The following is a 26,242-nucleotide window of genomic DNA, read 5'->3' on the forward strand; positions in this document are numbered from 1 at the left end:
ACCTATGTACACTCTGATTGATGCTGCGTTATCTCGCGCTCGCACTATGCTGACATTGTTGGTGATGATATTAATTGCAGGTGTCATTACTTACGTCACAATCCCCAAGGAATCGAGCCCTGATATTACCATTCCTATTATCTACGTTTCTGTTGGGCATCAAGGCATTTCTCCTGTCGATGCCGAGCGTTTATTAGTTCGGCCAATAGAGCAAGAGTTGCGCTCTATTGAAGGCGTAAAAGAGATGACCTCTGTGGCATCAGAAGGTCATGCTTCGGTGACGCTGGAATTTAGTGTCGGAGTGGATCTTGATAAAGCGATGGCAGATGTGCGTGATGCGGTTGATCTTGCGAAGCCAAAGTTACCAGAGGACAGTGATGAGCCAACGGTAAACGAAGTCACGTTTGCATCTGAAGAGCCTGTTTTGACCGTTGTGCTCTATGGCACCGTACCAGAGCGAACCATTGTTCAGATTGCCAGAACGTTACGTGATCGTTTGGAAAGTTTCCGTCAGATTCTTGAGGTTGAAATCGCAGGAGATCGCGAAGACATCGTGGAGATAGTTGTCGATCCGCTATTGATGGAAAGCTACGGTCTCGATCAAGCGGATATCTATAATTTAATTGCCTTGAATAACCGAGTTGTGGCTGCGGGGTTTGTCGATACTGGGTATGGACGCTTTTCGGTAAAAGTCCCATCGGTTTTTGATTCACTGAAAGATGTGCTTGAACTACCTATCAAGGTGAATGGAAAAGAGGTGATCACTTTTGGCGATGTGGCGACAGTACGGCGTGCATTTCGCGATCCTGAAAGTTTTGCTCGTTTAGATGGCGAATCTGCCATCGTTTTGGACGTAAAAAAACGGGCAGGGGAAAACATCATTGAAACGGTTGAGCTGGTAAAAGAAGTACTGGCTCAGGGACAGAAGCGCGCCGAGTGGCCCGACAATTTGCAAGTTAAATACACTTGGGATCAATCCGACGATGTCAAATTGATGCTCAGTGATCTACAAAACAATATCTTATCCGCAATTATCCTCGTAGTTATCGTCATTATTGCCATATTGGGGGTTAGGACCGCGCTTCTCGTGGGGATTTCTATTCCAGGATCGTTCTTGACTGGGTTGTTGGTGTTATCGGTATTTGGGCTGACGGTCAATATCGTCGTACTGTTTGCTTTAATTATGGCAGTAGGCATGTTGGTGGATGGTGCCATTGTGGTGACAGAGTTTGCAGATCGGCGCATGCAAGAAGGAACGCCACGTAAAGAAGCCTATCGAGATGCCGCAAAGCGAATGGCCTGGCCTATTACCGCATCCACAGCAACCACATTGGCTGCGTTTGCTCCGTTACTTTTCTGGCCAGACATCACTGGTGAGTTCATGAAGTACTTACCACTTACTTTAATTGCTACTTTGGCCGCTTCTCTGATGATGGCTTTATTGTTCGTTCCTGTCATCGGTGGGATCATTGGCAAGCCTCAAGTAGTCAATCAGAAAGCTCAGCGAGAAATGGTTGAGCTGCATAACGGCAACTTTGAAAAAGCGACAGGCATTACCAAGCTTTATTACCAGACTCTGTCGGTAGCGATTCGTCATCCATGGAAGGTCTTACTCAGCGCGATACTGCTAGCGGCAGGTGTCGGCTTCACTTACAACAAAGCTGGCTTGGGTGCAGAGTTTTTCCCTGAGGTGGACCCTGCCTTTTTTACCGTTAAAGTTCGTTCTTATGGTGACCTGTCTATTCACGAAAAAGATGTTGTTATGCGCGAAATCGAGAAGGTGATGCTCGGTCATGACGAGTTTGAAAGTGTCTACACGCGCACAGGATCGAGCGATAATGGGGACGAGATTGGCCAGATTCAAATAACGCCTGTGGATTGGCAGTATCGACGCAAAGTGAAAACCATTATTGAGGAACTAAAAGAGACGACAGACCGCTTTTATGGTGTTGAACTTGAGTATAAATTCCCGGACGCAGGACCGCCTGTCGAGCATGATCTCGTGATTGAAGTGTCATCACGAAATTTGAGTGTTAGTGCGTTAGATGAAGCAGCCAAAAAAGTACGACATTGGGCTGATGGTAATCCTGCACTGACCAACTTGAGTGATACCACTAATAAGGAAGGGATTGATTGGCAAATTGATATCCAGCGAGATGACGCCTCTCGCTTTGCAGCGGATGCTACTTTAGTCGGGAATACCGTCCAGTTTGTTACGAACGGCTTGAAAATAGGCGATTATTTGCCCGATGATGCGGATGAAGAAGTCGATATTTTGGTGCGCTATCCGCAAGATAAGCGCGACATAGGTCGATTTGATCAACTGAGAGTGAAAACGGCAGCTGGTCTGGTACCGATTACGAATTTTGCTCAAATCAAACCAGATCATAAGCAAGACACTATTCGTCGGGTCGACAGTCATCGAGTTATCAATATTAAAGCGGATATGGTGGAAGGTTACAATTTGGCGCTTGAGTTACCTAAGATTGCCGCTGGAATGGAACAGCTCGACTTACCGGAAGGCATTGAATATAAGATTCGGGGTCAAAATGAAGAGCAGGAAAACTCATCAGCATTCTTGCAAAATGCTTTTATTGTCGCGCTTGGTGTGATGGCTTTGATTTTAATTACGCAGTTTAATAGCTTTTATCAAGCTTTCTTAATCCTTAGTGCAGTGCTGTTTTCTACCGTTGGTGTCTTCGCCGGGTTACTTATTTTCCAAAAGCCATTTGGCATCATTATGTCGGGAATTGGAGTGATTGCGTTGGCTGGTATCGTGGTAAACAACAATATTGTTTTAATCGATACTTATAATCAGATGCGTAAACGTGGCTTAGAAAAATCTGAGGCTATTTTGCGTACGGGTGTGCAGCGTTTAAGACCCGTTTTACTTACGACGGTGACCACCATATTAGGCTTATTGCCAATGGTGTTAGAAATGAACATCGACTTAGTTAATCAGAAAGTGGAGTTTGGCGCACCAAGCACTCAATGGTGGTCTCAGCTTGCGACCGCTGTCGCGGGTGGTTTGGCGTTTGCGACTTTGCTAACGTTAGTTCTGACACCGTGTTTGCTTATGCTCGGGAGAGAGCATCACTCCGAACAGTAAGCTTTATCGTGATGATATCGACAAAACAAAAAGGGCAGCTTCGCTGCCCTTTTCAATACCTGGCTTACTTCATTGCTAGCAGTTTGCTGTAGCGTTCAAGCTTGTCCATGCTAATTTTCGCGTTTGCCATGAAAGTTTGTCTCGCTTTGCCTGTCAGGGATTTAGATTGTGGCAAATTCACCGTGCGCGGGTTTTTATGGACACCATTCACAAGGAACTCATAGTGCAGGTGAGGGCCAGTTACACGGCCAGTTCCGCCAAGCGTACCAATGGTTTGGCCTTGCTTAACGCGTTGACCAGCTCGTACAGTACGTTTGGTTAAGTGCAGGTACTTGGTAATGTAAGTATTGCTATGTTTAATGAAAACGTAGTTACCATTAAATTTGTTGTAAGACGATTTTTGAACAACGCCATCACCAGCCGCCCAAATCGGGGTGCCCACTGGTGCCGCATAGTCCGTGCCTCTATGAGGACGAACGCGTCCCGTCACTGGATGTAAGCGGCGTGGGTTGAAATTAGACGAAACTCGACGGAAGTCCAACGGCGCGCGTAAGAATGCTTTTTTCATTGCACGCCCATTTTCGTCGTAATACTTGCCACTTTTCTGATCCAATATTGCGGTAAAGGTATCGCCTTGGTTTTTAAAGATCGCAGCAATGATTTTTCCACGGCCGATTACTTCACCTTCTACCACTTCCTCTTGGTAAAGTACTCGGAAGCTGTCGTTTTTACGAATATCTAAAGCAAAGTCGATGTCCCAACCAAATATGCCAGCCAGTTCCATGATTTGGTTACCATTTAATCCAGAAGATATTCCTGCATTCCAAAAGTTTGATTTGATGGTGGCTTCAGCGTAGTTGTACTGGAAGTCGACTTCTTTTTTATCAACTTCAGAAACGTACTTGCCGTCTTTTAATGTGATACGAAAAGTCTCGAACGCGCTTAGTGTTCTTCTTAGCTGCACCAAGTCGTTATTTTCGTCAAAACCAAATTGCAATCGGTCACCAGGTCGAAGCCGAGTTAACTGTTTTTCCACTTCTTTGTCTGATGACACCAGTTCATGTAATAGACGAGCAGAAAGCCCTACGCGACTAAATAAGATGGCAGCACTCTCGCCATTTTTTACTTTGTATGTTTCCCAGCGCAGCACGGCAGGAACCGCAGGCGATGAACTATTTAGTGCACTGAGTTCGAGGGAAACTGGCACAGGATAATGTTGACCAACTTTTAATCGGCTCTGCTGCGGGTCTAGGTCTTGCGGATCAGGTAAAAAGAAGAGCGCGAAGATAATCAGCGCACTAAAAAAACCGATCAATACTTTGTGCAAGAGTGGAAGTCGGACAAAAATCGAATGCATGAGGTACTTGATTGCTAAATTAAACGGAAAAAGTGACAACTACCTAGTCTAACGTGTTTCAAAATGCATCGCTATTCAAGTAATATGTTCAGCTATTATATTTTTGCCAAATCTGTGGGAGTGAACAAGAATGGCGAGCATTGAAGCTGCACTAGCCGAGATTAAGCGCGGTGTTGAAGAGCTGATTCCAGAAGAAGAGCTAATCGCAAAACTAAAAGAAGACCGTCCTCTACGTATTAAATTGGGCGCTGATCCAACAGCACCTGACATTCACCTAGGCCATACGGTTATTTTCAATAAGCTTCGCTTGTTCCAAGAACTAGGTCATGAAGTGACGTTCCTAATCGGTGACTTCACTGCAATGGTTGGTGACCCAACAGGTAAAAACACAACTCGTCCGCCGCTAAGTCGCGAAGACGTATTGCGTAACGCTGAAACGTACAAAGAGCAAGTGTTCAAAATTCTCGATCCTGCAAAGACTAAAATTCAGTTTAACTCTGAGTGGCTGTCTGAACTGGGCGCAGAAGGTATGATTCGCCTTGCGGCAAACCAAACCGTTGCTCGTATGCTAGAGCGTGACGACTTTAAAAAGCGTTACGCGGGTGGTCAGCCAATTGCTATTCATGAGTTCATGTACCCACTTCTACAAGGCTGGGACTCAGTAGCAATGGAAACGGATGTTGAATTAGGTGGTACAGACCAGAAGTTCAACCTTCTAATGGGTCGTGAACTGCAAAAGTCTCACGGTCAAAAACCTCAGGTTGTACTGATGATGCCGCTTCTAGTGGGCCTTGATGGCGAGAAGAAGATGTCTAAGTCAGCAAACAACTACATCGGTATCAGCGAAGCGCCAAGCGAAATGTTTGGTAAAATCATGTCTATTTCTGATGACCTAATGTGGAGCTACTACGAGCTGCTCTCTTTCCGTCCTCTGGAAGAGATTGCTCAATTCAAAGCTGATGTAGAAGCGGGCAAAAACCCTCGTGACATCAAAGTATTGCTAGCAAAAGAAATTATTGCTCGTTTCCACAGTGAAGCCGATGCCGATGCAGCAGAGCAAGAATTCGTAAACCGTTTTGCGAAGAACCAAATTCCTGATGAAATGCCAGAGTTTGACTTTGACGCAGGTCGCCCAGTGAGTAATCTGTTGAAAGAAGCAGGCTTATGTCCATCATCGTCAGATGCGATGCGCATGGTCAAGCAGGGCGCTGTGAAGATTGATGGTGAAAAAATTGCGGACAGCAAATTTGCTCCAGAAGCGGGTACTTACGTGTTCCAAGTAGGCAAACGTAAATTTGCTCGTATTACTATTCAGTAATTCATAATGACTGCAAATGAAAGCGTCCGAAGGGCGCTTTTTTTGTATGAAAATTTAGCAAAAACGGCAAAGTAAAACTTCCATACCTGATGAACTTTGCTACTATACTTGCGCTGCCAATAATGGCAGCGCTATCGGAGATTTACATGAACAATACCGACCATCCTCCCAGTCGTTGGGTGAGTAAGATTAAGGGAGCGAAATAACCCGCTTCGGTATTGGCGATCTCCGCCTTACCTAAGTGGTGAGGCATCTTTTCTAATTTTCTTCTCGTTATTTCCTTCATACATTCTGAATAGACAGTGCATTCGCATTGGTTTTCTCTGTGCATCTTAATTGTTGTCTGACTTTTAGCGTGCAAGAGTGGCTTTTCATGCTTTGTCGATGGTCGTTACCAATGCCAATCGGGAGATTCGCCATGACGGTAATGAACAACACTTTTATTGAAACAACACCAAACTTTTCTGAAGTAGAAATTGGTGCAGCTCGCAATGCATTCTTGCAGTACGAGCAAGAGCAACAAGTCCATTTGCTTACGGTTATGCCGATTGATGAGGCTGTAGGTATTTTACAGCATTGCTCTGTCGGCTATGTGAATAGTCTTATTGCTCAACTTGAGCAAGCAGGTCATGACAAACGCGCACGTCATTATGCTCACCAACTGGGTCTGCATATGTCTGAAGTTGATACACCCGATGGTTATTTATCAACTAGTGTTTTAGGGCATGTAAAACAGCGTATTGGATGGATCATTGCGCTGGCTCTTTTAGGGATAGTGTCAGGCTTGATCATCGCTCAGTATGAGGACACCCTTAGTCAGCTTGTTTTACTTGCAGTGTACATGCCAGTGATTGCAGCTGCTGGTGGTAACACAGGAACACAAGCAGCAACTTTGGTGATTCGTGCTCTTGCTACTGGAGAGTTAAAAAAACGCCAATGGTTAGAAGTTTTGTGGAAAGAGAGCCGAGTCGCTCTATTTATTGCGCTAGCGATCGCTATCGTGATGATTGGACGCATTATGTTATTTAGTGCAGGACAATCAACAGGAGGCTTTGAACTAACCGATATCGCACTGGCAATAGCAGTTGCGCTGTTCATTCAAGTCACCATTTCTACAACATTGGGCGGGCTGTTGCCAATTATTGCACGAGCTTGCAAGTTGGACCCAGCCGTATTGGTGAGTCCAGTTCTTGCGTCTATCGTCGATATTTCAGGAATGTGGATTTACTTTAACGTGGTGAACTATTTCTTAGGTATTGCCTGACTAAAGTTCACAATGTCATTGTAAAAAAGCTGCTCAAAATGTGTAATCGGGGCGATGACAGGTGTGTTGTCGTCCCGTTTTTCTGGGAAGTAGTCTGAAACAAACTGAACAAAAATGGTGTTAGGTTGACCATTTTTGTCCAAGCCATATCCAGCCATATTGTAAGTCCCGTAGATAGAGCCACTTTTCGCGATCAGCTGTCCTTTAATTGGAAGTTTTCGCATACTTTGTCGGTACTTTAATGTGCCGGATTCACCTGATTTCGGCATGATGGCAATCAATTTGAGTTCGTTTTCATGCTTCCAAATATAGCGCAGCATTTCAGCCATCTTGGTCGCGGAGATCCGGTTATTTCGCGAAAGTCCTGAGCCGTCTTCTAGGCGCGCATTACGAATATCAATACCAGTGTTGGCGAAAATGATCTGCTTGATCGCTTCTGTACCGTTAGTAAAACTGCCTGGCTGAACGAAAAATTTAGCACCAAGTGTTTTGGTTAATGTGTCGGCAATCAAGTTGTCAGAGTTTTTGAGCATATCTTCGAGAATGTCTGGTAAGGCTTTTGATTGATGCATTGCGATGAGTTTTCGCTGCTTTTCTGGCGCCGTACCGACCCTAATCTGTCCTGATACCCCAATGTTGAGCTCCTTGAGCAAAGCCGCCAACCTTTGACTGGTGTAACGCTCAGGGTCTTGAACCGCAAATTTCAGTGGCAATGGTTTGTCTCTTTCAACCAAGCACCCTGTTAGCTTGTAGTTGTTATCGGGATTTGCAACTAAACCTAAGTCACAATGACGACTTTTCTTAATGGTTTTAGAAACTGTTTCTACGGTACTTGTGACACGAATAGGTTGATGCTCTGGTACGTAGACCCGCGTTCCACCATCTTTTTGTGTATAGATAGAGGCTTGTACACAGTTGTTATTGAGTGTGATGGTCGATGCCGGAGCGCTGTAGCAAACTCCCAAGATATCCCATGGCCAGCCCACCGCACGGTTATAACCAGTGAATGCGCTGTTATCGAGCCATAGGTCACCGTTAATCCGTTTTAAGCCATTTTTCTTAGCTAGAGTGAGGAGTGATTTTAAGTCGTTGGTTTGGAGTGTTGGGTCGCCGACAAAGTAAATCACTGCATCTGAGTTCGACGTTTCCAGCTTGGTTCGAAACCGGAAATTATCACCCAGTTCTAGCTTTGCGGCTAATGCGGTGACGATTTTTAATGTACTCGCTGGTGGGAACAGTTGTTCGGTAGGATGAACACCGTCAAGCTCAGCATTTTCACTGAGTTTTTCCGCAACTAAACTGATGCGGGCGCCTTCAGGCAGCACTTCTTGATGAGGGTACGCTTGTGAAAAAGCAGAAAGTAATGAAGAGAATATGAGCAAGGGCCAACGTAAACGCATAATGATACTTTCTAAGGTGAGTTATGTGATTGAGTATACGCAAGTCCTTTCAATATGCTAGGTAACTAAAGAAATGCTTCAAATGTCTTCATGAATGAGACACGAGAGAAAGGCGCGCTGCTTAAAATTAAGTATAAAAAATGCCCGCTTAAAGCGGGCATTCGATATTCTAGTCAAAGACCGGAATTAGAAGTCGTAACGTAGACCTAGAGCTAGCTCGTCTTCAGCATCGATCTTAGTTGCAACTGTTTTGCTCGTGTCAGTTGAACCAAACTTGTCACCTGCATCAATCAGGTTGAAGTTGTAAGAAATGTAACCACGGAAGTTAGGCTTGAAGTAGTAAGAAGCATCAACAGCGAAGTTGTTTGCAGAAGTTTCGTTGTTAGTTTCTGCATTGTTGTATGATGTTGTAAATACTGTTTGGCCTAGAGTGTAAGCACCCGCTAGCTCGTAACCAGTGTAATCAACTGTGTTACTGTTGTTTGAATCTTCCATTTTCTCGCCGTCAGTGAATACACCAGCGAAGTAAAGATCAGACATTGTGTAAGATGCAGCTAGCATGTACTCGTTAGCTTTGTCTTGATCTGCGTAACCAGCACCTAGCTCAAGACCAGTGTCAGCTAGAGCGTAGATTGCAGATAGAGAGTAACCGTCTTGTTTGTTGTCGTAGTACTCACCAGTGTTTTTGTTTTCCATACGATCAGCGAAGCGGTAGCTTGCTTTTACGCTTAGGTTTTCAAACTGGCCTTTGTAAGCCATCATGTTGTCTGTACGGTCTGATACAGCTAGTTTGTCTGCTGCAGAGTTACCGTGGTAAGCCATGATATCTGTGAAGTCAGTGATAACGCCTAGTGCACCTTCAGTTTTACCGTATGCGAACTCACCGTAAGCACCGCCAAGACCAGCGTAAGCAAGACGAGTTTCTAGATCGCTCTTGTCGTCGCCGTCTACAGTACCGTTTTGAGCAGTCTCAAATTCACCTTCCCAGAAACCAACACCGTATAGGTTGTCATTGATTTCTTGTTTACCAAGGAAGTTTAGACGGATGCGAGATTTGTCTTGAGCGTCGCCATCTTTCATAGATAGACGTGCTTCAGCACGGCCGCCCATTTCTAGAGAAGTACCGTCTTGGTTGTAAAGTTCAGCTGCGTTTACGCCAGTTGCCATAGCTGCTGCAGATACAGAAAGAGCAATTAGAGTCTTTTTCATCTTATTTGTCCTAGTTAGCTGTCCATAATCATTGTTGTATGGGGGAGAGGTGATCTCTCACAAGTTGTTGGTCCAAAATTGGCTAATTGAGCGATATAGTTCGCACTTGTAAGCCATTGATCTAACAACTCGCTGGACATGTTTTACTGCTAAAGTTTCCGTATGAGTTAGTAAAATGATATAAATCCCACTGATGAACACTGTTCAATTGTGCGTTGTTTTTATTTAAATTACTGTTTTTGATTGAAATTATTGGCAATGACATTGGCCTGACATTGATTAGTTTTTATCTTTTTTGAGGTTTTTGGTGTAATGAACAGTGTTGTTTTTCAATAAATTGAGAAGGTGATTCGCCCTAGAACCGCTCTAAAAGTGAGTTATATCATTATGCCGAAAAGGCATAGTCTTGCTGTCTTTCGAATTAAGATGATTTCGTCCGGGAGTTTGTTTACACTAAACGAAATACATCTTTAAGCGCACTACCCAGTCCTATGACAGGGTGGGCTTTTTTTGTCCAAAGACCCATTTGGGCTTGAGGTTATAAAATGGAAAAAGTTCCAATGACACTACGTGGCGAGCAAAAGCTACGTGCAGAACTCGATCGTCTACTTAAACTACGTCCTCAGATCTCAGAGGCAATTGCTGAAGCTCGTGAGCTAGGTGATTTAAAAGAGAATGCTGAATATCACGCCGCTCGTGAAGAGCAGGGCATTTGTGAAGCACAAATCCGTGACATTGAATACAAACTGTCAGTTGCTCAAGTTATTGATGTAACGAAGATGGAGAACACGGGTAAAGTTATTTTTGGTTCAACCGTAACCTTGATTGATATCGACACCGAAGAAGAAAAAACGTACCAAATCGTTGGTGATGACGAAGCCGATATCAAAGCAGGTCGCATTTCAGTGAGCTCACCTATTGCTCGTGGCCTGATTGGTAAGATGGAAGGCGATGAAGTTGCTATTCAAACTCCGGGTGGCGCGAAAGACTTCGAAATTGACCGAGTAGAATATATCTAAGTCGTTTGGAGTAGCATTACTACTCTGATAAAACGCAAAAAGGTCGCCTCAGGCGACCTTTTTTCTTCAGCAACGTAAGTAGAGTTACTTACGAGGGATTTCGATTTTACGCTCTTCAGACTGGCGATATAGCACAAGCACTTTACCAATAGTCTGAACTTTTTCAGCGCCCGTCTCACGTACGATAGCGTCGATGATTAGCTGTTTTGTTTCACGATCTTCCGAAGCAACTTTTACTTTGATAAGTTCGTGATGGTTAAGAGCGATTTCAATTTCTGCTAGCACGGCTTCTGTAAGTCCATTTGCGCCCATTAGCACAACAGGTTTTAAACTGTGAGCTAGGCCTTTAAGGTGCTGCTTTTGTTTGGTGCTTAGGTTCATTACGCGGCCAATTTTCTTTAAAATAAGGGTTGAAAAAAGCTATTTTAACGCCATCTATTGCTGAAGACTATAATTTATTGAGTAATAGGTAGCGCCTATTAAAACAATAGCTCCAATTTGTGCCTTGTTGGGATTAAAATGAGTAAACAAAAACATTCGGCTAGTTCTGGTCGTTGGTTGAAAGAACACTTTGATGATAAATACGCGAATGAAGCCCGAAAAAAAGGCTACCGCTCACGTGCTTATTTCAAGATCGATGAGATTCAAACGAAAGATAAATTGTTAAAGCCTGGAATGACAGTCGTCGACTTGGGGGCTGCGCCGGGCGGATGGTCTCAATATGCTGCTAAGATAGTAGGGGACAGTGGTCAGATCATCGCGTGTGACTTGCTTCCTATGGACCCGATTGCTGGCGTTAGCTTTTTACAAGGCGACTTTCGTGATGATGCGGTATTGGAAGCTTTGCTAGAAAGGATCCAACCTTCCATGGTAGACGTAGTAATGTCTGATATGGCGCCTAACATCGCGGGAAACAATTCTGTTGATCAACCTCGCGCTATGTATTTAGTTGAATTAGCTTTAGATATGTGTCGACAAGTTCTAGCGCCTAATGGTAGCTTTGTCGTAAAGGTTTTCCAAGGGGAAGGCTTCGATCAGTATGTGAAAGAAGTCCGAGACATGTTTAAAGCCGTAAAAATTAGAAAACCAGACTCATCGCGAGCTCGCTCTCGAGAGGTCTTCGTCGTAGCCACTGGTTACAAAGGTTAACCATTTTGCTCTCTTGAGAGCGTGTTAACACTATAGCTACAGTTAATGAACTGTAGTACCCTACCTTTAATTACAATTAGTTATCGAGAGGCTTACACCTTGAGTGACATGGCAAAAAATTTAATTCTGTGGCTTGTTATCGCCGTCGTATTGATGTCGGTATTCCAGAGCTTTGGCCCTGGAGAAAGCAATGGCAGAACCGTGGATTACACCACGTTTGTACAGGAAGTTGGCCAAGGCCAGATTCAAGAAGCAACTTTTAAAGACGGTGAAATTAGCTTTGTTCGTCGTGGCGGCGGTGCCAAAATGGTCACTTACATGCCAGTGTATGACCAAAAGCTTCTAGATGACCTAATTAACCAAAACGTGAAAGTACAAGGCACGCCTCCAGAAGAGCAAAGCTTGCTGGGTACTATCTTCATCTCTTGGTTCCCAATGATCTTACTAATTGGTGTATGGATTTTCTTCATGCGTCAAATGCAAGGCGGCGGTGGTAAAGGCGCCATGTCTTTTGGTAAGAGCAAAGCTCGAATGATGAGCGAAGAACAAATCAAGACAACTTTTGCTGACGTTGCAGGTTGTGACGAAGCAAAAGAAGACGTGAAAGAGCTGGTGGACTACCTACGCGATCCAAGCCGCTTCCAAAAGCTGGGCGGTAAGATTCCAACGGGTGTTCTAATGGTTGGTCCTCCTGGTACGGGTAAAACGCTTCTAGCGAAAGCCATTGCCGGTGAGGCGAAAGTACCATTCTTTACTATCTCTGGTTCTGATTTCGTAGAAATGTTCGTTGGTGTTGGTGCATCTCGTGTGCGTGACATGTTTGAACAAGCAAAGAAAGCCGCACCTTGTATCATCTTTATCGATGAGATCGATGCGGTAGGTCGTCAACGTGGCGCAGGTGTTGGTGGTGGTCATGATGAACGTGAACAAACACTAAACCAAATGCTCGTTGAGATGGATGGTTTCGAAGGTAACGAAGGTATTATCGTTATAGCTGCGACTAACCGTCCGGATGTGCTGGACCCTGCGTTACTGCGTCCTGGTCGTTTTGACCGCCAAGTAGTAGTTGGTCTTCCAGATGTACGTGGCCGTGAACAGATCCTAAAAGTTCACATGCGTAAGGTCCCTCTAGCGGGTGATGTAGAGCCTTCTCTCATCGCACGTGGTACACCAGGCTTCTCTGGTGCTGACCTAGCAAACTTAGTTAACGAAGCAGCCTTGTTTGCTGCGCGAGGTAACAAGCGCAACGTTTCTATGGTTGAGTTTGAACTGGCGAAAGACAAAATCATGATGGGTGCTGAGCGCCGTTCAATGGTGATGTCTGAGGAAGTGAAAGAGTCAACCGCATACCACGAAGCGGGTCACGCGATTGTTGGTCGCTTGGTTCCTGAACACGATCCAGTGTACAAAGTGTCTATCATTCCACGTGGTCGTGCGTTGGGTGTAACAATGTACCTTCCAGAGCAGGACCGCGTGAGTATGTCTCGCCAACACCTAGAATCAATGATTTCTAGCTTGTACGGTGGTCGTTTAGCAGAAGAACTTATCTACGGTGCTGACAAAGTATCAACCGGTGCTTCTAATGATATCGAGCGCGCAACAGATATTGCTCGTAAGATGGTTACTCAATGGGGTTTCTCTGAAAAGCTTGGCCCTCTGCTGTATGCAGAAGATGAAGGCGAAGTGTTCTTAGGGCGTAGTGTAACTCAGACTAAACATGTGTCTGACGATACAGCGAAGTTGATTGATGACGAAGTTCGTCAGATCATTGACCGCAACTACGATCGTGCGAAGAAGATTCTTCAAGAGAACATGGATATCATGCATGCGATGAAAGATGCGCTGATGAAGTATGAAACCATTGATGCTCGCCAGATTGATGACTTAATGGAGCGCAAAGCTGAAATTCGTGAGCCTGCGGGCTGGAGTGATAACTCAGCAAGCAAACCAGAAGACAGCGACAAGCCTCAAGCAAAGCAAGAAGTTAAAGAAGAAGCAACGGAGACTGCGAAAGATGCAGAACAGCCTAGCTCTTCTGAAACAACTTCTAACGAAGCGCCTGAAAAGAAAGACTCTGAATAAAGAGTATCGATAATATTAAACCCCGAGTTATCTCGGGGTTTTTGTGTTTATGATGATGATTACAGCAAATAACAAATCTTTGGACCTTTCGCGTCCACATGTCATGGCCATTCTAAATGTGACACCGGATTCTTTTTCGGATGGCGGTAAATACAACTCAATTGAACTTGCTCTTGCTCAAGTTGATAAAATGATAAAGGCTGGTGTAAGTATTGTTGATGTTGGTGGTGAATCAACAAGACCTGGTGCACCGGATGTGTCTTTGGAAGAAGAGCTTAGGCGTGTTGTCCCAGTAATCAAAGCCATTCGTGAAAAATATGATGTATGGATTTCCGTTGACACCAGTAAAGCAGAAGTGATGCGTCAAGCAATTGATGCTGGGGCTGATTTGATCAATGACATCCGCTCGCTGCAAGAGCCAGGTGCTCTGGAAGTCGCAGCAGAAGCAAACCTTCCAATTTGTCTGATGCATATGAAAGGTCAGCCTAGGACCATGCAAGTTGACCCTCATTATGATGATTTAATGGGGGACGTGTCGGCTTTTCTAGAAGAACGTATCGCGGCGTGTGAAGCAGCAGGGATTGATAAATCTCAACTGATTCTCGATCCTGGGTTTGGCTTTGGCAAAACAATCGAACACAATTATCATATGCTTGCTCATCTTGAAAAGTTTCATGAATTCGGCCTGCCTATTTTGGCTGGCATGTCTCGTAAATCCATGATCTTCAAACTGTTAGACAAGCCAGCGGCAGAGTGTACGAACGCAAGTGTCGTTTGTGCTACGATTGCCGCGATGAAAGGCGCGCAGATCATTCGCGTGCATGACTTTGAAGAGACAATCGAAGCGATGAAAGTTGTTGAGATGACGAAAAACAATATTTAAAAATAATAAAGGAAAGTTTATGTCGAATGAAAGACGTTACTTTGGTACTGACGGTGTGCGCGGTAAAGTAGGACAATACCCAATCACTCCAGACTTCGTACTTAAGCTTGGCTGGGCTGCTGGTCGTGTACTAGCGAAACAAGGCACAAAGAAAGTTATCATAGGTAAAGATACACGTATTTCAGGTTATATGCTTGAATCTGCACTAGAGGCTGGCCTTGCAGCTGCGGGACTTAAAGCAACATTTACTGGTCCCATGCCAACTCCAGCTGTGGCATATTTAACTCAGACTTTCCGTGCCGAGGCTGGTATTGTGATTTCTGCATCACATAACCCATATTACGACAACGGCATTAAATTCTTTTCTTCTGAGGGTACTAAGCTACCTGACGATATCGAATTGGCGATCGAAGCTGAGTTAGATAAAGAAATTGAATGTGTGGAGTCTGCTGAGCTTGGTAAAGCAACCCGCCTAAATGATGCAGCTGGTCGTTACATCGAATTCTGTAAGAGTACTTTCCCATCTGAGTTGAGCCTTGCGAACTTTAAGATCGTAGTAGACTGTGCGCACGGTGCAACGTACCACATCGCTCCAAATGTTTTCAAAGAACTTGGGGCAGAAGTTATCGCTATGGGCGTAGAGCCTAACGGCATCAACATTAATGAAAAAGTGGGCGCAACAGACGTACGAGCTCTTCAACAGCGTGTTGTTGAAGAGCAAGCGCATCTTGGTCTCGCATTTGATGGTGATGGTGACCGCATCATTATGGTCGACCACCTAGGTAACAAAGTTGATGGTGACCAAATTGCTTATATCATCGCTCGTGATGCACTTCGTCGTGGTGAGCTAAAGGGTGGTGTTGTTGGTACACTAATGACTAACTTGGGTATGGAAAATGGTTTAAAGCAGCTAGGCATTCCGTTTGTACGTGCTGCTGTTGGTGACCGTTATGTCATGGAGCAACTGCTAGAAAAAGGTTGGAAAATTGGTGCTGAAAACTCAGGCCATGTGATCTTATTAGATAAAGTCACAACCGGCGATGCGATTGTTGCTGCACTTCAAGTACTTGCTTCTGTAATTGGCAGCGATATGTCTTTATATGAACTATCGCAAGGAATGACATTATATCCTCAGGTTTTAGAAAATGTCCGTTTCTCAGGAGAAAGTAACCCTCTTGAAGCTACAGCTGTATTAAACGCTGTCGCTGAAGTAGAGGCGACACTTGGTGATAAAGGGCGTGTACTGCTGCGTAAGTCTGGCACTGAGCCTTTGATCCGCGTTATGGTGGAAGGCGAAGATGGTGAACTAGTTCAACACTCAGCATTGAAAATCGCTGAGGCTGTTAAAGCAAGTTGTTAATCATTGCGTTAAAGCATGTCTTGAATGAAAAGGGCATCTTTTGCCCTTTTTTTGAGCGCTTAACGCATTGGCATTGATTTTTTACTAATTTTCCCTTGTCAGCGTTACTGGCTTTCGCTAGTATTGCTCCGCCTCCCGTTAGGAGGTCGCTAGCCTTGTTCATAATGATTTATTCTTTTGAACGGCGCTGGCTCAACAATTTGGAACATAGGTGGAAAAAATGTTTTCAGTTCTACTTGTGATTTACCTGTTGGCAGCGCTTGGTGTGATTGGCCTTGTGTTGATTCAACAAGGTAAAGGCGCAGATATGGGAGCCTCGTTCGGTGCTGGTGCTTCAAACACAGTGTTTGGTGCTGGCGGCTCAGGTAATTTCTTAACCCGAACAACTGCTATTTTAGCAACCGTATTCTTTATCGTTAGCTTGTTACTTGGTCGTATGTCTACGCACCAGACTGAATCACAATGGGTAGACCCAACGTTAGGTCAACCAGTTGTTGAACAAGTTAAGGATGCAGCGAGTGAAGTTCCTGCCCCTGCGGGTGATGAAATTCCTCAATAAGCTGTAAGGTTTTGATGCCGAGATGGTGAAATTGGTAGACACGCTAGCATGAGGTGCTAGTGCCTTAGGTGTGAGGGTTCGAGTCCCTCTCTCGGCACCATGTATTTACAAACTTGTAAATCACTTGTTTGCGAGTATAATGCTCAGCAAGTCGGACGCGGGGTGGAGCAGCTTGGTAGCTCGTCGGGCTCATAACCCGAAGGTCGTCGGTTCAAATCCGGCCCCCGCAACCAATCTCTTTCTTTAAAAGGAAATCGTAGATTGGCAAGTTTGCGTAGTGCTAACCACACTACGAGTTAAGAAAAGCAATTGTTGGCTATTCTTAACGTATCAGGGTCCAGCAGCATAAAACCCCGACTATCGGGGTTTTTTGTTATCTGAGCTTTTTGAAATAGCTCAGATACTGCTTGGTTTTTTGATTGGGCTCTGAGCCCTTTTTTTGTTTCTGGAGTGGTTAAATGACTGGTTTAGAAAGACAACTTACTGAAATGCTTGACGCGCCAGTAGCGGCATCAGGTTATGAGTTAGTTGGATTAGAATTCATTCGTGCAGGCGCGCACTCAACGTTACGTATCTACATTGACCATGAAAATGGTATTAACGTAGACGACTGTGCAGAAGTTAGCCACCAAGTTAGTGCAGTTTTAGACGTTGAAGATCCAATTTCTGTTGCTTACAGCCTAGAAGTGTCTTCTCCAGGTTTAGAAAGACCACTTTTTAAAGCAGCACATTACGAGCAATTTATTGGTCACGAGGTCAGCATCGTATTGAAAATGGCTGTAGCAAACCGTCGTAAGTGGAAAGGTATTATCCACGGTGTTGATGGCGAAACAGTGACAATTACTGTAGACGGTCAGCAAGAAGAGTTTGCTCTAAGTAACATTTCCAAAGCTAACCTGATCCCTAAATTTTAGTTCCCTAAAAAAGTTTAAGCTTAGAGGCTAAATACAATGAGTAAAGAAATTTTAGCGGTAGCAGAAGCGGTATCGAACGAAAAAGCGGTACCTCGTGAGCGTATCTTTGAGGCTCTTGAGATTGCTCTAGCAACTTCTACAAAGAAAAAATACGAAATCGAAATCGACGTACGTGTTGCCATTGACCGTAAAACCGGTGAGTTTGTAACTTACCGCCGTTGGTTAGTTGTTGATGACGTTGAGAACCCTACAAAAGAGATCTCACTAGAAGCAGCGCAATACGAAGATGACTCAATCGAGCTTGGCGACTACGTAGAAGACGAAATCGAATCAGTAACGTTTGACCGTATTACGACTCAAACTGCTAAGCAAGTTATCGTTCAAAAAGTTCGTGAAGCTGAGCGCGCACAAATCGTTGAACAGTTCATCGACAATGAAGGTGATCTAATCACTGGTGTCGTGAAAAAAGTAAACCGTGACACAATCGTGCTTGATCTTGGTAATAACGCTGAAGCGGTAATCCTGCGTGATGACCAACTTCCTCGTGAAAACTTCCGTCCAGGCGACCGCGTACGTGGTCTTCTTTACAAAGTCGCGCCTGAAGCACGTGGTTTCCAATTGTTCATCACTCGTTCTAAGCCAGAAATGTTGGCAGAACTGTTCCGTGTTGAAGTGCCTGAAATCGCAGAAGATATTATCGAGCTTAAAGGCGCAGCACGTGATCCTGGTTCTCGCGCTAAGATCGCTGTCAAAACAAATGACAAACGTATCGACCCTGTAGGTGCGTGTGTTGGTATGCGTGGTGCACGTGTACAAGCTGTTTCTGGCGAACTTGGTGGTGAGCGTATCGATATCGTTCTTTGGGATGATAACCCAGCTCAATTCGTTATCAACGCAATGGCGCCAGCTGATGTTGCTTCTATCATCGTTGATGAGGATGCACACTCAATGGACATCGCAGTTGAAGCTGACAACCTAGCGCAAGCTATTGGTCGTAACGGTCAAAACGTGCGTCTAGCATCTCAACTAACCGGTTGGGAACTGAATGTTATGACAGTTGCTGATCTTCAGAAGAAACACGCTGAAGAATCACAAGCATCTATTGAAAACTTCATGAAGTACCTAGATATTGAAGAAGACTTCGCTCAACTTCTTGTTGAAGAAGGTTTCTCAACGCTAGAAGAAATCGCATACGTGCCAGTTAACGAGCTACTAGAAATCGATGGTTTGAATGAAGAACTAATCGAAGAGCTTCGTGGACGTGCAAAAGATGCACTAACGACGATCGCACTAGCACAAGAAGAGTCTTTTGAAGGTCTAGAACCAGCTGAGGACCTACTTGCACTTGAAGGTCTTGAGCGTGAGATGGCATTTAAATTGGCAGCGAAAGGTGTAGCGACACTGGAAGATCTTGCTGACCAAGGTATTGACGATTTAGAAGGTATCGAAGGCCTGACCGAAGAACGTGCAGGTGAGCTAATTATGGCCGCACGTAACATCTGTTGGTTCGGCGAAGAAGCATAATTTTCGGCAAGGAGGAAGCGGCATGACACAATTAACAGTTAAAGCACTGAGTGATGAGATTGGTACGCCAGTCGACCGCTTGATTGAACAACTTGCTGACGCTGGCATTAAAAAGGCGAGCTCTGACAATGTTACTGATGAAGAGAAGCAGAAGCTTCTCTCTCATTTAAAGAAAGAACACGGTGATAAATCAGGTGATTCAGAGCCGACTCGCCTTACGCTTCAGCGTAAAACTCGTAGTACACTTAGTGTGAACGCGGGTGGTGGTAAGAGTAAGAATGTTCAGGTTGAGGTGCGCAAAAAACGTACATACGTGAAGCGCAGCACAATTGAAGATGAAGCGAAACGTGAAGCTGAAGAAGCAGCACAACGTGAAGCAGAAGAAGCAGCAAAACGTGCAGCAGAAGAAGCTGCAAAACGTGAAGCTGAAGAAGCTGCGAAACGTGAAGCTGAAGAAGCTGCAAAACGTGAAGCGGAAGAAAAAGCGAAACGTGAAGCTGAAGAAAAAGCGAAGCGAGACGTAGATACGAATGCACAACGTAATGCTGAAGAAAAAGCAAAGCGTGATGCTGAAGAGAAAATTAAGCAAGAAGCAGCGCGAAAAGAGGCCGACGAGCTTAAACGTCGTCAGGAAGAAGAAGCTAAGCGTAAGGCTGAAGAGGAAAGTCAGCGCAAGCTTGAAGAAGCTCGCGAATTGGCTGAAAAGAATAAAGAGCGTTGGTCTGCTGCAGAAGAGAAAAAGGGTGATATGGAAGATACAGATTACCATGTAACGACTTCACAATACGCACGTGAAGCCGAAGATGAAGCAGATCGCAAAGTAGAAGGCGGTCGTCGTAAGAAGAAAAAAGCAGCTTCGGGTAAAGACGACCAAGCTCGCGGTGGCCGTAACAACCAACGTGGCGGTAGAGGTCGTAAGGGCAAACTTGCTAAGCCGACTTCAATGCAGCACGGGTTTGATAAGTCAGCAACGGTTGCTAAGCAAGACGTTGTAATTGGCGAAACGATCGTTCTATCAGAACTTGCTAACAAGATGTCGGTTAAAGCGACAGAAGTTATCAAAGTAATGATGAAGATGGGCGCTATGGCGACTATCAACCAAGTGATCGACCAAGAAACAGCACAACTTGTTGCTGAAGAAATGGGCCATAAAGTAGTTCTTCGTAAAGAGAACGAACTGGAAGAAGCGGTACTATCTGACCGTGACACTAACGCGGAAGCAGTTCCACGTGCTCCAGTTGTTACTATCATGGGTCACGTTGACCACGGTAAAACGTCAACACTTGACTACATCCGTCGCACACACGTTGCTTCTGGCGAAGCGGGTGGTATTACTCAGCACATTGGTGCGTACCACGTTGAAACAGACAACGGCATGATCACGTTCCTTGATACTCCTGGACACGCAGCGTTTACTGCAATGCGTGCTCGTGGTGCTCAAGCGACAGATATCGTTGTTCTTGTAGTTGCAGCAGACGATGGCGTAATGCCACAAACAGTAGAAGCGATTCAGCACGCGAAAGCGGCAGGCGTTCCTCTAATTGTTGCTGTGAACAAGATCGATAAAGAAGACGCGAACCCAGATAACGTTAAGAACGAGCTTGCTCAATACGACGTTATTCCTGAAGAGTGGGGCGGTGAGAACATGTTCGTTCACATCTCTGCTAAACAGGGTACAAACATCGATGGTCTTCTAGAAGCAATCCTTCTTCAGTCTGAGGTTCTTGAACTTACAGCTGTAGCTGAAGGCATGGCATCTGGTGTTGTTGTTGAATCTCGCCTAGATAAAGGTCGTGGTCCAGTTGCAACAGTACTTGTTCAATCAGGTACACTAAACAAAGGCGACATCGTTCTTTGTGGTCAAGAATACGGACGCGTTCGTGCAATGCGTGATGAGCTAGGTAAAGAAATTACTTCGGCTGGCCCATCTATCCCTGTAGAGATCCTAGGTCTTTCAGGTGTACCATCTTCAGGTGATGAAGCAACAGTAGTTCGTGACGAGCGTAAAGCGCGTGAAGTAGCTAACTACCGTGCTGGTAAGTTCCGTGAAGTGAAACTTGCTCGTCAGCAGAAATCTAAACTAGAGAACATGTTCTCTAACATGACTGCTGGTGAAGTTGCTGAACTTAACGTTGTACTTAAAGCAGACGTTCAAGGTTCTGTAGAAGCAATCGCAGACTCACTAGTTAAGCTATCTACTGACGAAGTTAAAGTGAACATCGTTGGTTCTGGTGTTGGTGGTATTACGGAAACTGACGTAGTACTAGCGGAAGCTTCAAACGCAATCATCCTTGGCTTTAACGTTCGTGCAGATGCTTCTGCTCGCCGTGCTGTTGAAGCCGCAGCTGTTGACTTACGTTACTACTCAATCATTTACCAATTGATTGACGAAGTGAAACAAGCAATGGGCGGTATGCTTGCTCCAGAATTCAAGCAAGAGATCATTGGTCTTGCTGAAGTTCGTGACGTGTTTAAGTCACCGAAACTGGGCGCTATCGCTGGTTGTATGGTTACAGAAGGTGTGATCAAGCGTAACAACCCAATCCGTGTACTACGTGATAACGTTGTTATTTACGAAGGTGAACTAGAGTCACTGCGTCGTTTCAAAGATGACGTTCAAGAAGTTAAGAATGGCTACGAATGTGGTATCGGCGTTAAGAACTACAATGATGTTCGCGTTGGTGACCAAATCGAAGTCTTCGAAATCGTTGAAATTAAACGTACTCTAGACTAATTGACTAAAATTACTAATATTGTCTTTGAAAGATAAGTAGTAATTGGTTGTTGAATACACCATGGGGGGCTGGCTTTGACCAACCCCCCATTCTTTCTATATAAGAGTAAAGATATGTCAAAAGAATTTAGCCGCACGCAGCGCGTTGCACAGCAGCTGCAAAAAGAACTAGCGATGATCCTTCAACGTGAAGTTCGTGACTCTCGCCTTGGCATGGTGACGATCTCAGACGTAGAAGTCTCTCGTGACCTAGCTTACGCAAAAGTATTTGTGACCTTCCTATGTGTGGGTGAGCAAACACCTGAATCATGTCTAGCAGCGCTACGTGAGCACGAAGTGCACATTCGCATGATGTTAGGTAAGCGTATTCGTCTACGTTTAACGCCAGAAATCCGCTTCCACTATGACAATACGCTTGTTGAAGGTATGCGTATGTCTAACCTAGTGTCTGAAGTCGTTAGTTCAGACAAACAAAAGCAAAAAGATTCTGGTCGTGAGGACGAAGAATAATGGCTCGTCGTCGTAAAGGTCGTCCAATTAATGGCGTTATACTGTTGGACAAACCAACAGGTATCTCTTCCAATGATGCACTGCAAAAAGTAAAGCGAATCTACTTTGCCGAGAAAGCAGGCCACACTGGAGCCTTGGACCCATTAGCGACAGGCATGCTGCCAATTTGCTTGGGTGAAGCGACAAAATTTTCTCAGTTTCTTCTTGATTCTGATAAACGCTACCGCGTGATCGCAAAGCTGGGTGAACGTACTAATACGTCTGACTCGGATGGTGAAGTTGTAGAGACGCGTCCAGTCGATGTTACGTTAGACAAACTAAAAGCGTGCATCGATCAGTTCCGTGGCGAATCTGATCAAGTACCTTCCATGTTTTCAGCGTTGAAATATCAAGGGAAACCCTTGTATGAATACGCTCGTAAAGGCATCGAAGTTCCGCGCGAATCTCGTAAGATCACGGTATATGAGATTGTTCTTCACCGTTTTGAAGGCGATGAAGTAGAGATGGAAGTGCACTGCTCTAAAGGTACCTATATTCGTACTATCGTTGATGATCTGGGCGAAATGTTAGGTTGTGGTGCGCACGTAACTATGCTTCGTCGTACTGGTGTTGCTAAATACCCTTACGAGAATATGGTAACACTTGAGCAACTAAATGAGTTGCTAGAGCAAGCTCACCGCGAGGAACGAGCGCCTCGAGAACTACTGGACCCGCTACTTTTGCCAATGGATACAGCGGTAGAAGACTTACCAGAAGTCAACTTGGTGCCTGAACTGGCGGATATGGTCCAACATGGGCAGCCCGTTCAAGTATTTGGTGCTCCGACAGAGGGCTCACTTCGCCTTACTATGGGTGAAGAACGCTTATTTATTGGCGTTGGCGAAATGAACGAAGATGGCAAAATCGCTCCTAAGCGATTGGTCGTGTTCCGAGATGACGTTGCATCCAAGTAAATGATTGAAAATACCGACCTGAGTGTCGGTATTTTTATATTGCACGAGATAGGAAATTTCCCTATAATCCGCGCTTCGCGTAGCGGCTGAATCAGAGATTGGCTGCTACAACTTTAAACCTACTCTTATTAGGAGAGAATTATGTCTCTGAATGCAGAAACTAAAGCAGCAATCGTTGCAGAATACGCACAAGGCGAAGGCGACACTGGTTCACCAGAAGTTCAAGTAGCTCTACTTACAGCTTCTATCAACCACCTACAAGGTCACTTCAAAGCGCACAAAGGCGATCACCACAGCCGTCGTGGTCTTCTACGCATGGTTTCTCGTCGTCGTAAGCTTCTAGATTACCTAAAAGGTAAAAACCTAGCTCGCTACCAAGACCTAATCAAACGTCTAGGCCTACGTCGCTAATCAGCGACTGCATAGCAGTTTGTCTAAAAAGGGGCTTTATGCCCCTTTTTTGTTGCCTAAATTTAGCCAAATTAGACTTATGCCGTTATAATACTGGCGGCTAAACCTTGTAAGAGGTTTTCTCAAAAGCTCATAGCATTACAGTCAACCACGTCGACCAAAAGGTCGCGACTATTCAAAAGGAACTTCCGAGTTTCTTTTTACTAGTCGCGATTCGTAATGCCTTGAGTGTCAATTAACACATCTAAGATTTCTTTAAGCACTAAAGGAAGATTAGAAACAAGGAATAACAATGTTCGAAAAACCAGTTGTTAAAACGTTCCAGTACGGTAACCACACAGTTACTTTAGAAACTGGCGTTATTGCACGTCAAGCTACAGCAGCAGTTATGGTCACAATGGATGATACGTCTGTATTCGTATCTGTTGTAGGTAAAAAAGAAGCCGTTGCAGGTCAAGACTTCTTCCCACTAACGGTTAACTACCAAGAGCGTACTTACGCTGCGGGTAAAATCCCAGGCGGCTTCTTCAAACGTGAAGGTCGTCCTTCTGAAGGCGAAACGCTAACAGCTCGTCTAATCGACCGTCCAATCCGTCCGCTATTCCCAGACGCGTTTAAAAACGAAGTTCAGGTTATCGCGACAGTAATGTCTGTAAACCCAGATGTTCAGCCAGATATCGTTACAATGATCGGTACTTCTGCTGCTCTTGCTATCTCTGGCATTCCATTCAACGGCCCTATCGGTGCGGCGCGTGTTGGTCATATCGATGGTCAGCTTGTACTTAACCCTAGCCAAACTGAACTAGAAACTTCTAAGCTTGACCTTGTTGTTGCAGGTACAGAGTCAGCAGTACTGATGGTTGAGTCAGAAGCGGACAACCTAACTGAAGAAGAAATGCTAGCGGCGGTTGTTTATGGTCATGACCAACAACAAGTTGCTATTCAAGCTATCAACGAATTCAAAGCAGAAGTTGCAACTCCTGCTTGGGATTGGGTTGCTCCTGAAGAGAACACAGCGCTTAAAAATAAGATTGCTGATCTAGCAGAAGCTAAACTTGTTGAAGCTTACCAAATTACTGAGAAAATGGCTCGTTACGACCGCATCCATGAGATCGCTGCGGAAGTAAATGAAGTTCTTCTTGCTGAAGATCCTGAAGCAGACACAAAAGAAATCCACACTATCTTCCATGATCTAGAGAAGACAGTAGTACGTAGCCGTATTATTGCTGGTAACCCTCGTATCGATGGCCGTGAAAAAGACATGGTTCGTGCACTAGATGTACGTACTGGTGTTCTTCCTCGTACTCACGGTAGCGCGCTATTCACTCGTGGTGAAACTCAGGCGATCGTTACTGCAACGCTAGGTACTCAGCGTGATGCTCAAATCATCGATGAGCTAACTGGTGAGCGTAAAGATCACTTCCTACTGCACTACAACTTCCCTCCATACTGTGTAGGTGAAACTGGTTTTGTAGGTTCTCCTAAGCGTCGTGAAATCGGCCACGGTAAACTGGCGAAGCGTGGTATTGCTGCAGTAATGCCTTCTGTTGATGAGTTCCCATACACAGTACGTGTTGTATCGGAAATCACTGAATCTAACGGTTCATCTTCAATGGCTTCAGTATGTGGTACTTCTCTTGCGCTTATGGACGCAGGTGTACCAATCAAAGCATCTGTTGCTGGTATTGCAATGGGTCTTGTTAAAGAAGGTGACGATTTCGTTGTACTTTCTGACATCCTTGGCGATGAAGACCACCTAGGTGACATGGACTTTAAAGTAGCAGGTACTAACACTGGTATCACTGCACTTCAAATGGACATCAAGATCGAAGGCATCACTAAAGAAATCATGCAAATTGCGCTTAACCAAGCTCAAGGCGCACGTAAGCACATCCTATCTGTAATGGATGAAGCAATCTCTGGTGCTCGTGAAGACATCTCTGAATTTGCTCCTCGTATTCACACGATGAAGATCAGCGCAGAGAAGATCAAAGACGTTATCGGTAAAGGTGGTGCAGTTATCCGTGCTTTAACTGAAGAGACTGGTACAACTATCGAAATCGAAGACGACGGTACTATCAAGATTGCGGCAACTGAAGGCACTGCTGCGAAAGAAGCTATCCGCCGTATCGAAGAGATCACTGCTGAAGTTGAAGTGGGCCGTATCTACACAGGTAAAGTTGCACGTCTAGCGGACTTCGGTGCATTCGTAACGGTTCTTCCAGGCAAAGATGGTCTTGTACACATCTCTCAAATCGCCGAAAAACGTGTTGAGAAAGTGTCTGACTACCTAGCTGAAGGTCAAGAAGTTCAAGTTAAAGTTCTTGAAATCGACCGCCAAGGCCGTGTACGTCTAAGCATGAAAGAAGCGGTAGAAAAGCCAGCTGAAGAAGCTGCTGCTGAAGCACCGGCTGCTAAAGACGAGTAAGACAAAATGAGACTTTCAGCCTTTTATTAGATTAAGGGCCTGAAAGCATGTTATAAAAG

General features: G+C 44.8%; 20 protein-coding genes and 2 tRNA genes. 18 read left to right on the forward strand and 4 right to left on the reverse strand.

Annotated features, from left to right (window positions below; all coding sequences use genetic code 11):
• The first annotated feature begins 4 nt into the window (after window positions 1–4).
• Window positions 5–3,109 (forward strand): multidrug efflux RND transporter permease subunit VmeK, encoded by a 3,105-nt coding sequence (gene vmeK, locus R7Z47_RS11275; RefSeq protein ID WP_054576316.1) that lies wholly within the window; start codon window positions 5–7, stop codon window positions 3,107–3,109.
• Between the two features lie 64 nt (window positions 3,110–3,173).
• Here the strand turns inward: vmeK and R7Z47_RS11280 are convergent, their stop codons facing one another.
• Window positions 3,174–4,466: a peptidoglycan DD-metalloendopeptidase family protein gene (locus R7Z47_RS11280; protein ID WP_005386530.1), complete on the reverse strand. Its 1,293-nt coding sequence runs from the start codon at window positions 4,464–4,466 to the stop codon at window positions 3,174–3,176.
• A 130-nt stretch (window positions 4,467–4,596) separates the two neighbouring features.
• Between R7Z47_RS11280 and tyrS the strand changes: the two genes are divergently transcribed.
• Together tyrS and R7Z47_RS11290 are read left to right on the forward strand one after the other, a co-directional pair.
• Window positions 4,597–5,784 carry a tyrosine--tRNA ligase gene (gene tyrS, locus R7Z47_RS11285; protein ID WP_017820416.1) on the forward strand — a complete coding sequence of 396 codons (1,188 nt, stop codon included), beginning with the start codon at window positions 4,597–4,599 and terminating at the stop codon, window positions 5,782–5,784.
• 418 nt (window positions 5,785–6,202) lie between these two features.
• Complete coding sequence (locus R7Z47_RS11290) at window positions 6,203–7,048, forward strand: magnesium transporter (protein WP_005380062.1); 846 nt, start codon at window positions 6,203–6,205, stop codon at window positions 7,046–7,048.
• Here the strand turns inward: R7Z47_RS11290 and dacB are convergent.
• Window positions 7,027–8,448, reverse strand: coding sequence for a serine-type D-Ala-D-Ala carboxypeptidase (dacB, locus tag R7Z47_RS11295; protein ID WP_005380063.1), 1,422 nt, complete (start codon window positions 8,446–8,448; stop codon window positions 7,027–7,029). The genes R7Z47_RS11290 and dacB overlap by 22 nt on opposite strands.
• Before the next feature lie 186 nt (window positions 8,449–8,634).
• Entirely contained in the window at window positions 8,635–9,657 is a 1,023-nt protein-coding gene (locus tag R7Z47_RS11300) for a porin (protein ID WP_005380064.1), read from the reverse strand.
• A 545-nt stretch (window positions 9,658–10,202) separates the two neighbouring features.
• Here R7Z47_RS11300 and greA point away from each other — a divergent pair.
• Window positions 10,203–10,676, forward strand: coding sequence for a transcription elongation factor GreA (gene greA, locus R7Z47_RS11305; protein WP_005380065.1), 474 nt, complete (start codon window positions 10,203–10,205; stop codon window positions 10,674–10,676).
• A gap of 84 nt (window positions 10,677–10,760) precedes the next feature.
• On the opposite strand, the gene yhbY is transcribed toward greA, so the two are convergent.
• Window positions 10,761–11,057: a ribosome assembly RNA-binding protein YhbY gene (yhbY, locus tag R7Z47_RS11310; protein WP_005380066.1), complete on the reverse strand. Its 297-nt coding sequence runs from the start codon at window positions 11,055–11,057 to the stop codon at window positions 10,761–10,763.
• Between the two features lie 138 nt (window positions 11,058–11,195).
• On the opposite strand from yhbY, the gene rlmE reads away from it, so the two are divergent.
• From rlmE to pnp, 14 genes are all read left to right on the forward strand, one after another.
• Window positions 11,196–11,825 (forward strand): 23S rRNA (uridine(2552)-2'-O)-methyltransferase RlmE, encoded by a 630-nt coding sequence (gene rlmE / locus R7Z47_RS11315; protein ID WP_005388985.1) that lies wholly within the window; start codon window positions 11,196–11,198, stop codon window positions 11,823–11,825.
• Between the two features lie 108 nt (window positions 11,826–11,933).
• Window positions 11,934–13,907, forward strand: a complete 1,974-nt coding sequence (gene ftsH / locus R7Z47_RS11320; protein ID WP_017635895.1) for an ATP-dependent zinc metalloprotease FtsH — start codon at window positions 11,934–11,936, stop codon at window positions 13,905–13,907.
• A 52-nt stretch (window positions 13,908–13,959) separates the two neighbouring features.
• On the forward strand, window positions 13,960–14,790 hold the full coding sequence (gene folP, locus R7Z47_RS11325; RefSeq protein ID WP_017820419.1) for a dihydropteroate synthase: 831 nt from the start codon (window positions 13,960–13,962) through the stop codon (window positions 14,788–14,790).
• A 19-nt stretch (window positions 14,791–14,809) separates the two neighbouring features.
• Window positions 14,810–16,150, forward strand: coding sequence for a phosphoglucosamine mutase (gene glmM, locus R7Z47_RS11330; RefSeq protein WP_005388992.1), 1,341 nt, complete (start codon window positions 14,810–14,812; stop codon window positions 16,148–16,150).
• 220 nt (window positions 16,151–16,370) lie between these two features.
• On the forward strand, window positions 16,371–16,709 hold the full coding sequence (gene secG / locus R7Z47_RS11335; RefSeq protein ID WP_005380080.1) for a preprotein translocase subunit SecG: 339 nt from the start codon (window positions 16,371–16,373) through the stop codon (window positions 16,707–16,709).
• 16 nt (window positions 16,710–16,725) lie between these two features.
• Window positions 16,726–16,809, forward strand: a tRNA-Leu gene (locus tag R7Z47_RS11340).
• Between the two features lie 56 nt (window positions 16,810–16,865).
• Window positions 16,866–16,942 (forward strand) — tRNA-Met (locus R7Z47_RS11345).
• Window positions 16,943–17,167: 225 nt separating this feature from the next.
• The gene (gene rimP, locus R7Z47_RS11350; protein ID WP_005386424.1) at window positions 17,168–17,623 is read left to right on the forward strand and encodes a ribosome maturation factor RimP; all 456 of its coding nucleotides are present in this window, start codon (window positions 17,168–17,170) and stop codon (window positions 17,621–17,623) included.
• A gap of 36 nt (window positions 17,624–17,659) precedes the next feature.
• Entirely contained in the window at window positions 17,660–19,147 is a 1,488-nt protein-coding gene (gene nusA, locus R7Z47_RS11355; protein WP_005380084.1) for a transcription termination factor NusA, read from the forward strand.
• Window positions 19,148–19,169: 22 nt separating this feature from the next.
• Window positions 19,170–21,881 (forward strand): translation initiation factor IF-2, encoded by a 2,712-nt coding sequence (gene infB / locus R7Z47_RS11360; protein WP_005380086.1) that lies wholly within the window; start codon window positions 19,170–19,172, stop codon window positions 21,879–21,881.
• A 114-nt stretch (window positions 21,882–21,995) separates the two neighbouring features.
• Window positions 21,996–22,391: a 30S ribosome-binding factor RbfA gene (rbfA, locus tag R7Z47_RS11365; protein ID WP_005380087.1), complete on the forward strand. Its 396-nt coding sequence runs from the start codon at window positions 21,996–21,998 to the stop codon at window positions 22,389–22,391.
• Window positions 22,391–23,344: a tRNA pseudouridine(55) synthase TruB gene (gene truB / locus R7Z47_RS11370; protein WP_025768208.1), complete on the forward strand. Its 954-nt coding sequence runs from the start codon at window positions 22,391–22,393 to the stop codon at window positions 23,342–23,344. Before rbfA ends, truB begins: the two co-directional genes overlap by 1 nt.
• 141 nt (window positions 23,345–23,485) lie before the next feature.
• Complete coding sequence (rpsO, locus tag R7Z47_RS11375; protein ID WP_005380094.1) at window positions 23,486–23,755, forward strand: 30S ribosomal protein S15; 270 nt, start codon at window positions 23,486–23,488, stop codon at window positions 23,753–23,755.
• A 292-nt stretch (window positions 23,756–24,047) separates the two neighbouring features.
• Window positions 24,048–26,183, forward strand: a complete 2,136-nt coding sequence (gene pnp, locus R7Z47_RS11380) for a polyribonucleotide nucleotidyltransferase (RefSeq protein ID WP_005380098.1) — start codon at window positions 24,048–24,050, stop codon at window positions 26,181–26,183.
• The last annotated feature ends 59 nt before the right edge of the window (window positions 26,184–26,242 follow it).

The sequence above is a fragment of the Vibrio sp. 1641 genome (assembly GCF_033339995.1).
Classification (GTDB): domain Bacteria; phylum Pseudomonadota; class Gammaproteobacteria; order Enterobacterales; family Vibrionaceae; genus Vibrio; species Vibrio alginolyticus.

What these genes read in the sequence shown, in the direction of transcription:
- vmeK (WP_054576316.1), top strand. Translation starts at nt 5, where the DNA reads ATGTACACTCTGATTGATGCTGCGTTATCTCGCGCTCGCACTATGCTG.
- rlmE (WP_005388985.1), top strand. Translation starts at nt 11,196, where the DNA reads ATGAGTAAACAAAAACATTCGGCTAGTTCTGGTCGTTGGTTGAAAGAA.
- R7Z47_RS11290 (WP_005380062.1), top strand. Translation starts at nt 6,203, where the DNA reads ATGACGGTAATGAACAACACTTTTATTGAAACAACACCAAACTTTTCT.
- rimP (WP_005386424.1), top strand. Translation starts at nt 17,168, where the DNA reads ATGACTGGTTTAGAAAGACAACTTACTGAAATGCTTGACGCGCCAGTA.
- nusA (WP_005380084.1), top strand. Translation starts at nt 17,660, where the DNA reads ATGAGTAAAGAAATTTTAGCGGTAGCAGAAGCGGTATCGAACGAAAAA.
- tyrS (WP_017820416.1), top strand. Translation starts at nt 4,597, where the DNA reads ATGGCGAGCATTGAAGCTGCACTAGCCGAGATTAAGCGCGGTGTTGAA.
- R7Z47_RS11280 (WP_005386530.1), bottom strand. Translation starts at nt 4,466, where the DNA reads ATGCATTCGATTTTTGTCCGACTTCCACTCTTGCACAAAGTATTGATC.
- dacB (WP_005380063.1), bottom strand. Translation starts at nt 8,448, where the DNA reads ATGCGTTTACGTTGGCCCTTGCTCATATTCTCTTCATTACTTTCTGCT.
- ftsH (WP_017635895.1), top strand. Translation starts at nt 11,934, where the DNA reads ATGGCAAAAAATTTAATTCTGTGGCTTGTTATCGCCGTCGTATTGATG.
- rbfA (WP_005380087.1), top strand. Translation starts at nt 21,996, where the DNA reads ATGTCAAAAGAATTTAGCCGCACGCAGCGCGTTGCACAGCAGCTGCAA.
- rpsO (WP_005380094.1), top strand. Translation starts at nt 23,486, where the DNA reads ATGTCTCTGAATGCAGAAACTAAAGCAGCAATCGTTGCAGAATACGCA.
- pnp (WP_005380098.1), top strand. Translation starts at nt 24,048, where the DNA reads ATGTTCGAAAAACCAGTTGTTAAAACGTTCCAGTACGGTAACCACACA.
- R7Z47_RS11300 (WP_005380064.1), bottom strand. Translation starts at nt 9,657, where the DNA reads ATGAAAAAGACTCTAATTGCTCTTTCTGTATCTGCAGCAGCTATGGCA.
- truB (WP_025768208.1), top strand. Translation starts at nt 22,391, where the DNA reads ATGGCTCGTCGTCGTAAAGGTCGTCCAATTAATGGCGTTATACTGTTG.
- yhbY (WP_005380066.1), bottom strand. Translation starts at nt 11,057, where the DNA reads ATGAACCTAAGCACCAAACAAAAGCAGCACCTTAAAGGCCTAGCTCAC.
- glmM (WP_005388992.1), top strand. Translation starts at nt 14,810, where the DNA reads ATGTCGAATGAAAGACGTTACTTTGGTACTGACGGTGTGCGCGGTAAA.
- secG (WP_005380080.1), top strand. Translation starts at nt 16,371, where the DNA reads ATGTTTTCAGTTCTACTTGTGATTTACCTGTTGGCAGCGCTTGGTGTG.
- infB (WP_005380086.1), top strand. Translation starts at nt 19,170, where the DNA reads ATGACACAATTAACAGTTAAAGCACTGAGTGATGAGATTGGTACGCCA.
- greA (WP_005380065.1), top strand. Translation starts at nt 10,203, where the DNA reads ATGGAAAAAGTTCCAATGACACTACGTGGCGAGCAAAAGCTACGTGCA.
- folP (WP_017820419.1), top strand. Translation starts at nt 13,960, where the DNA reads ATGATGATTACAGCAAATAACAAATCTTTGGACCTTTCGCGTCCACAT.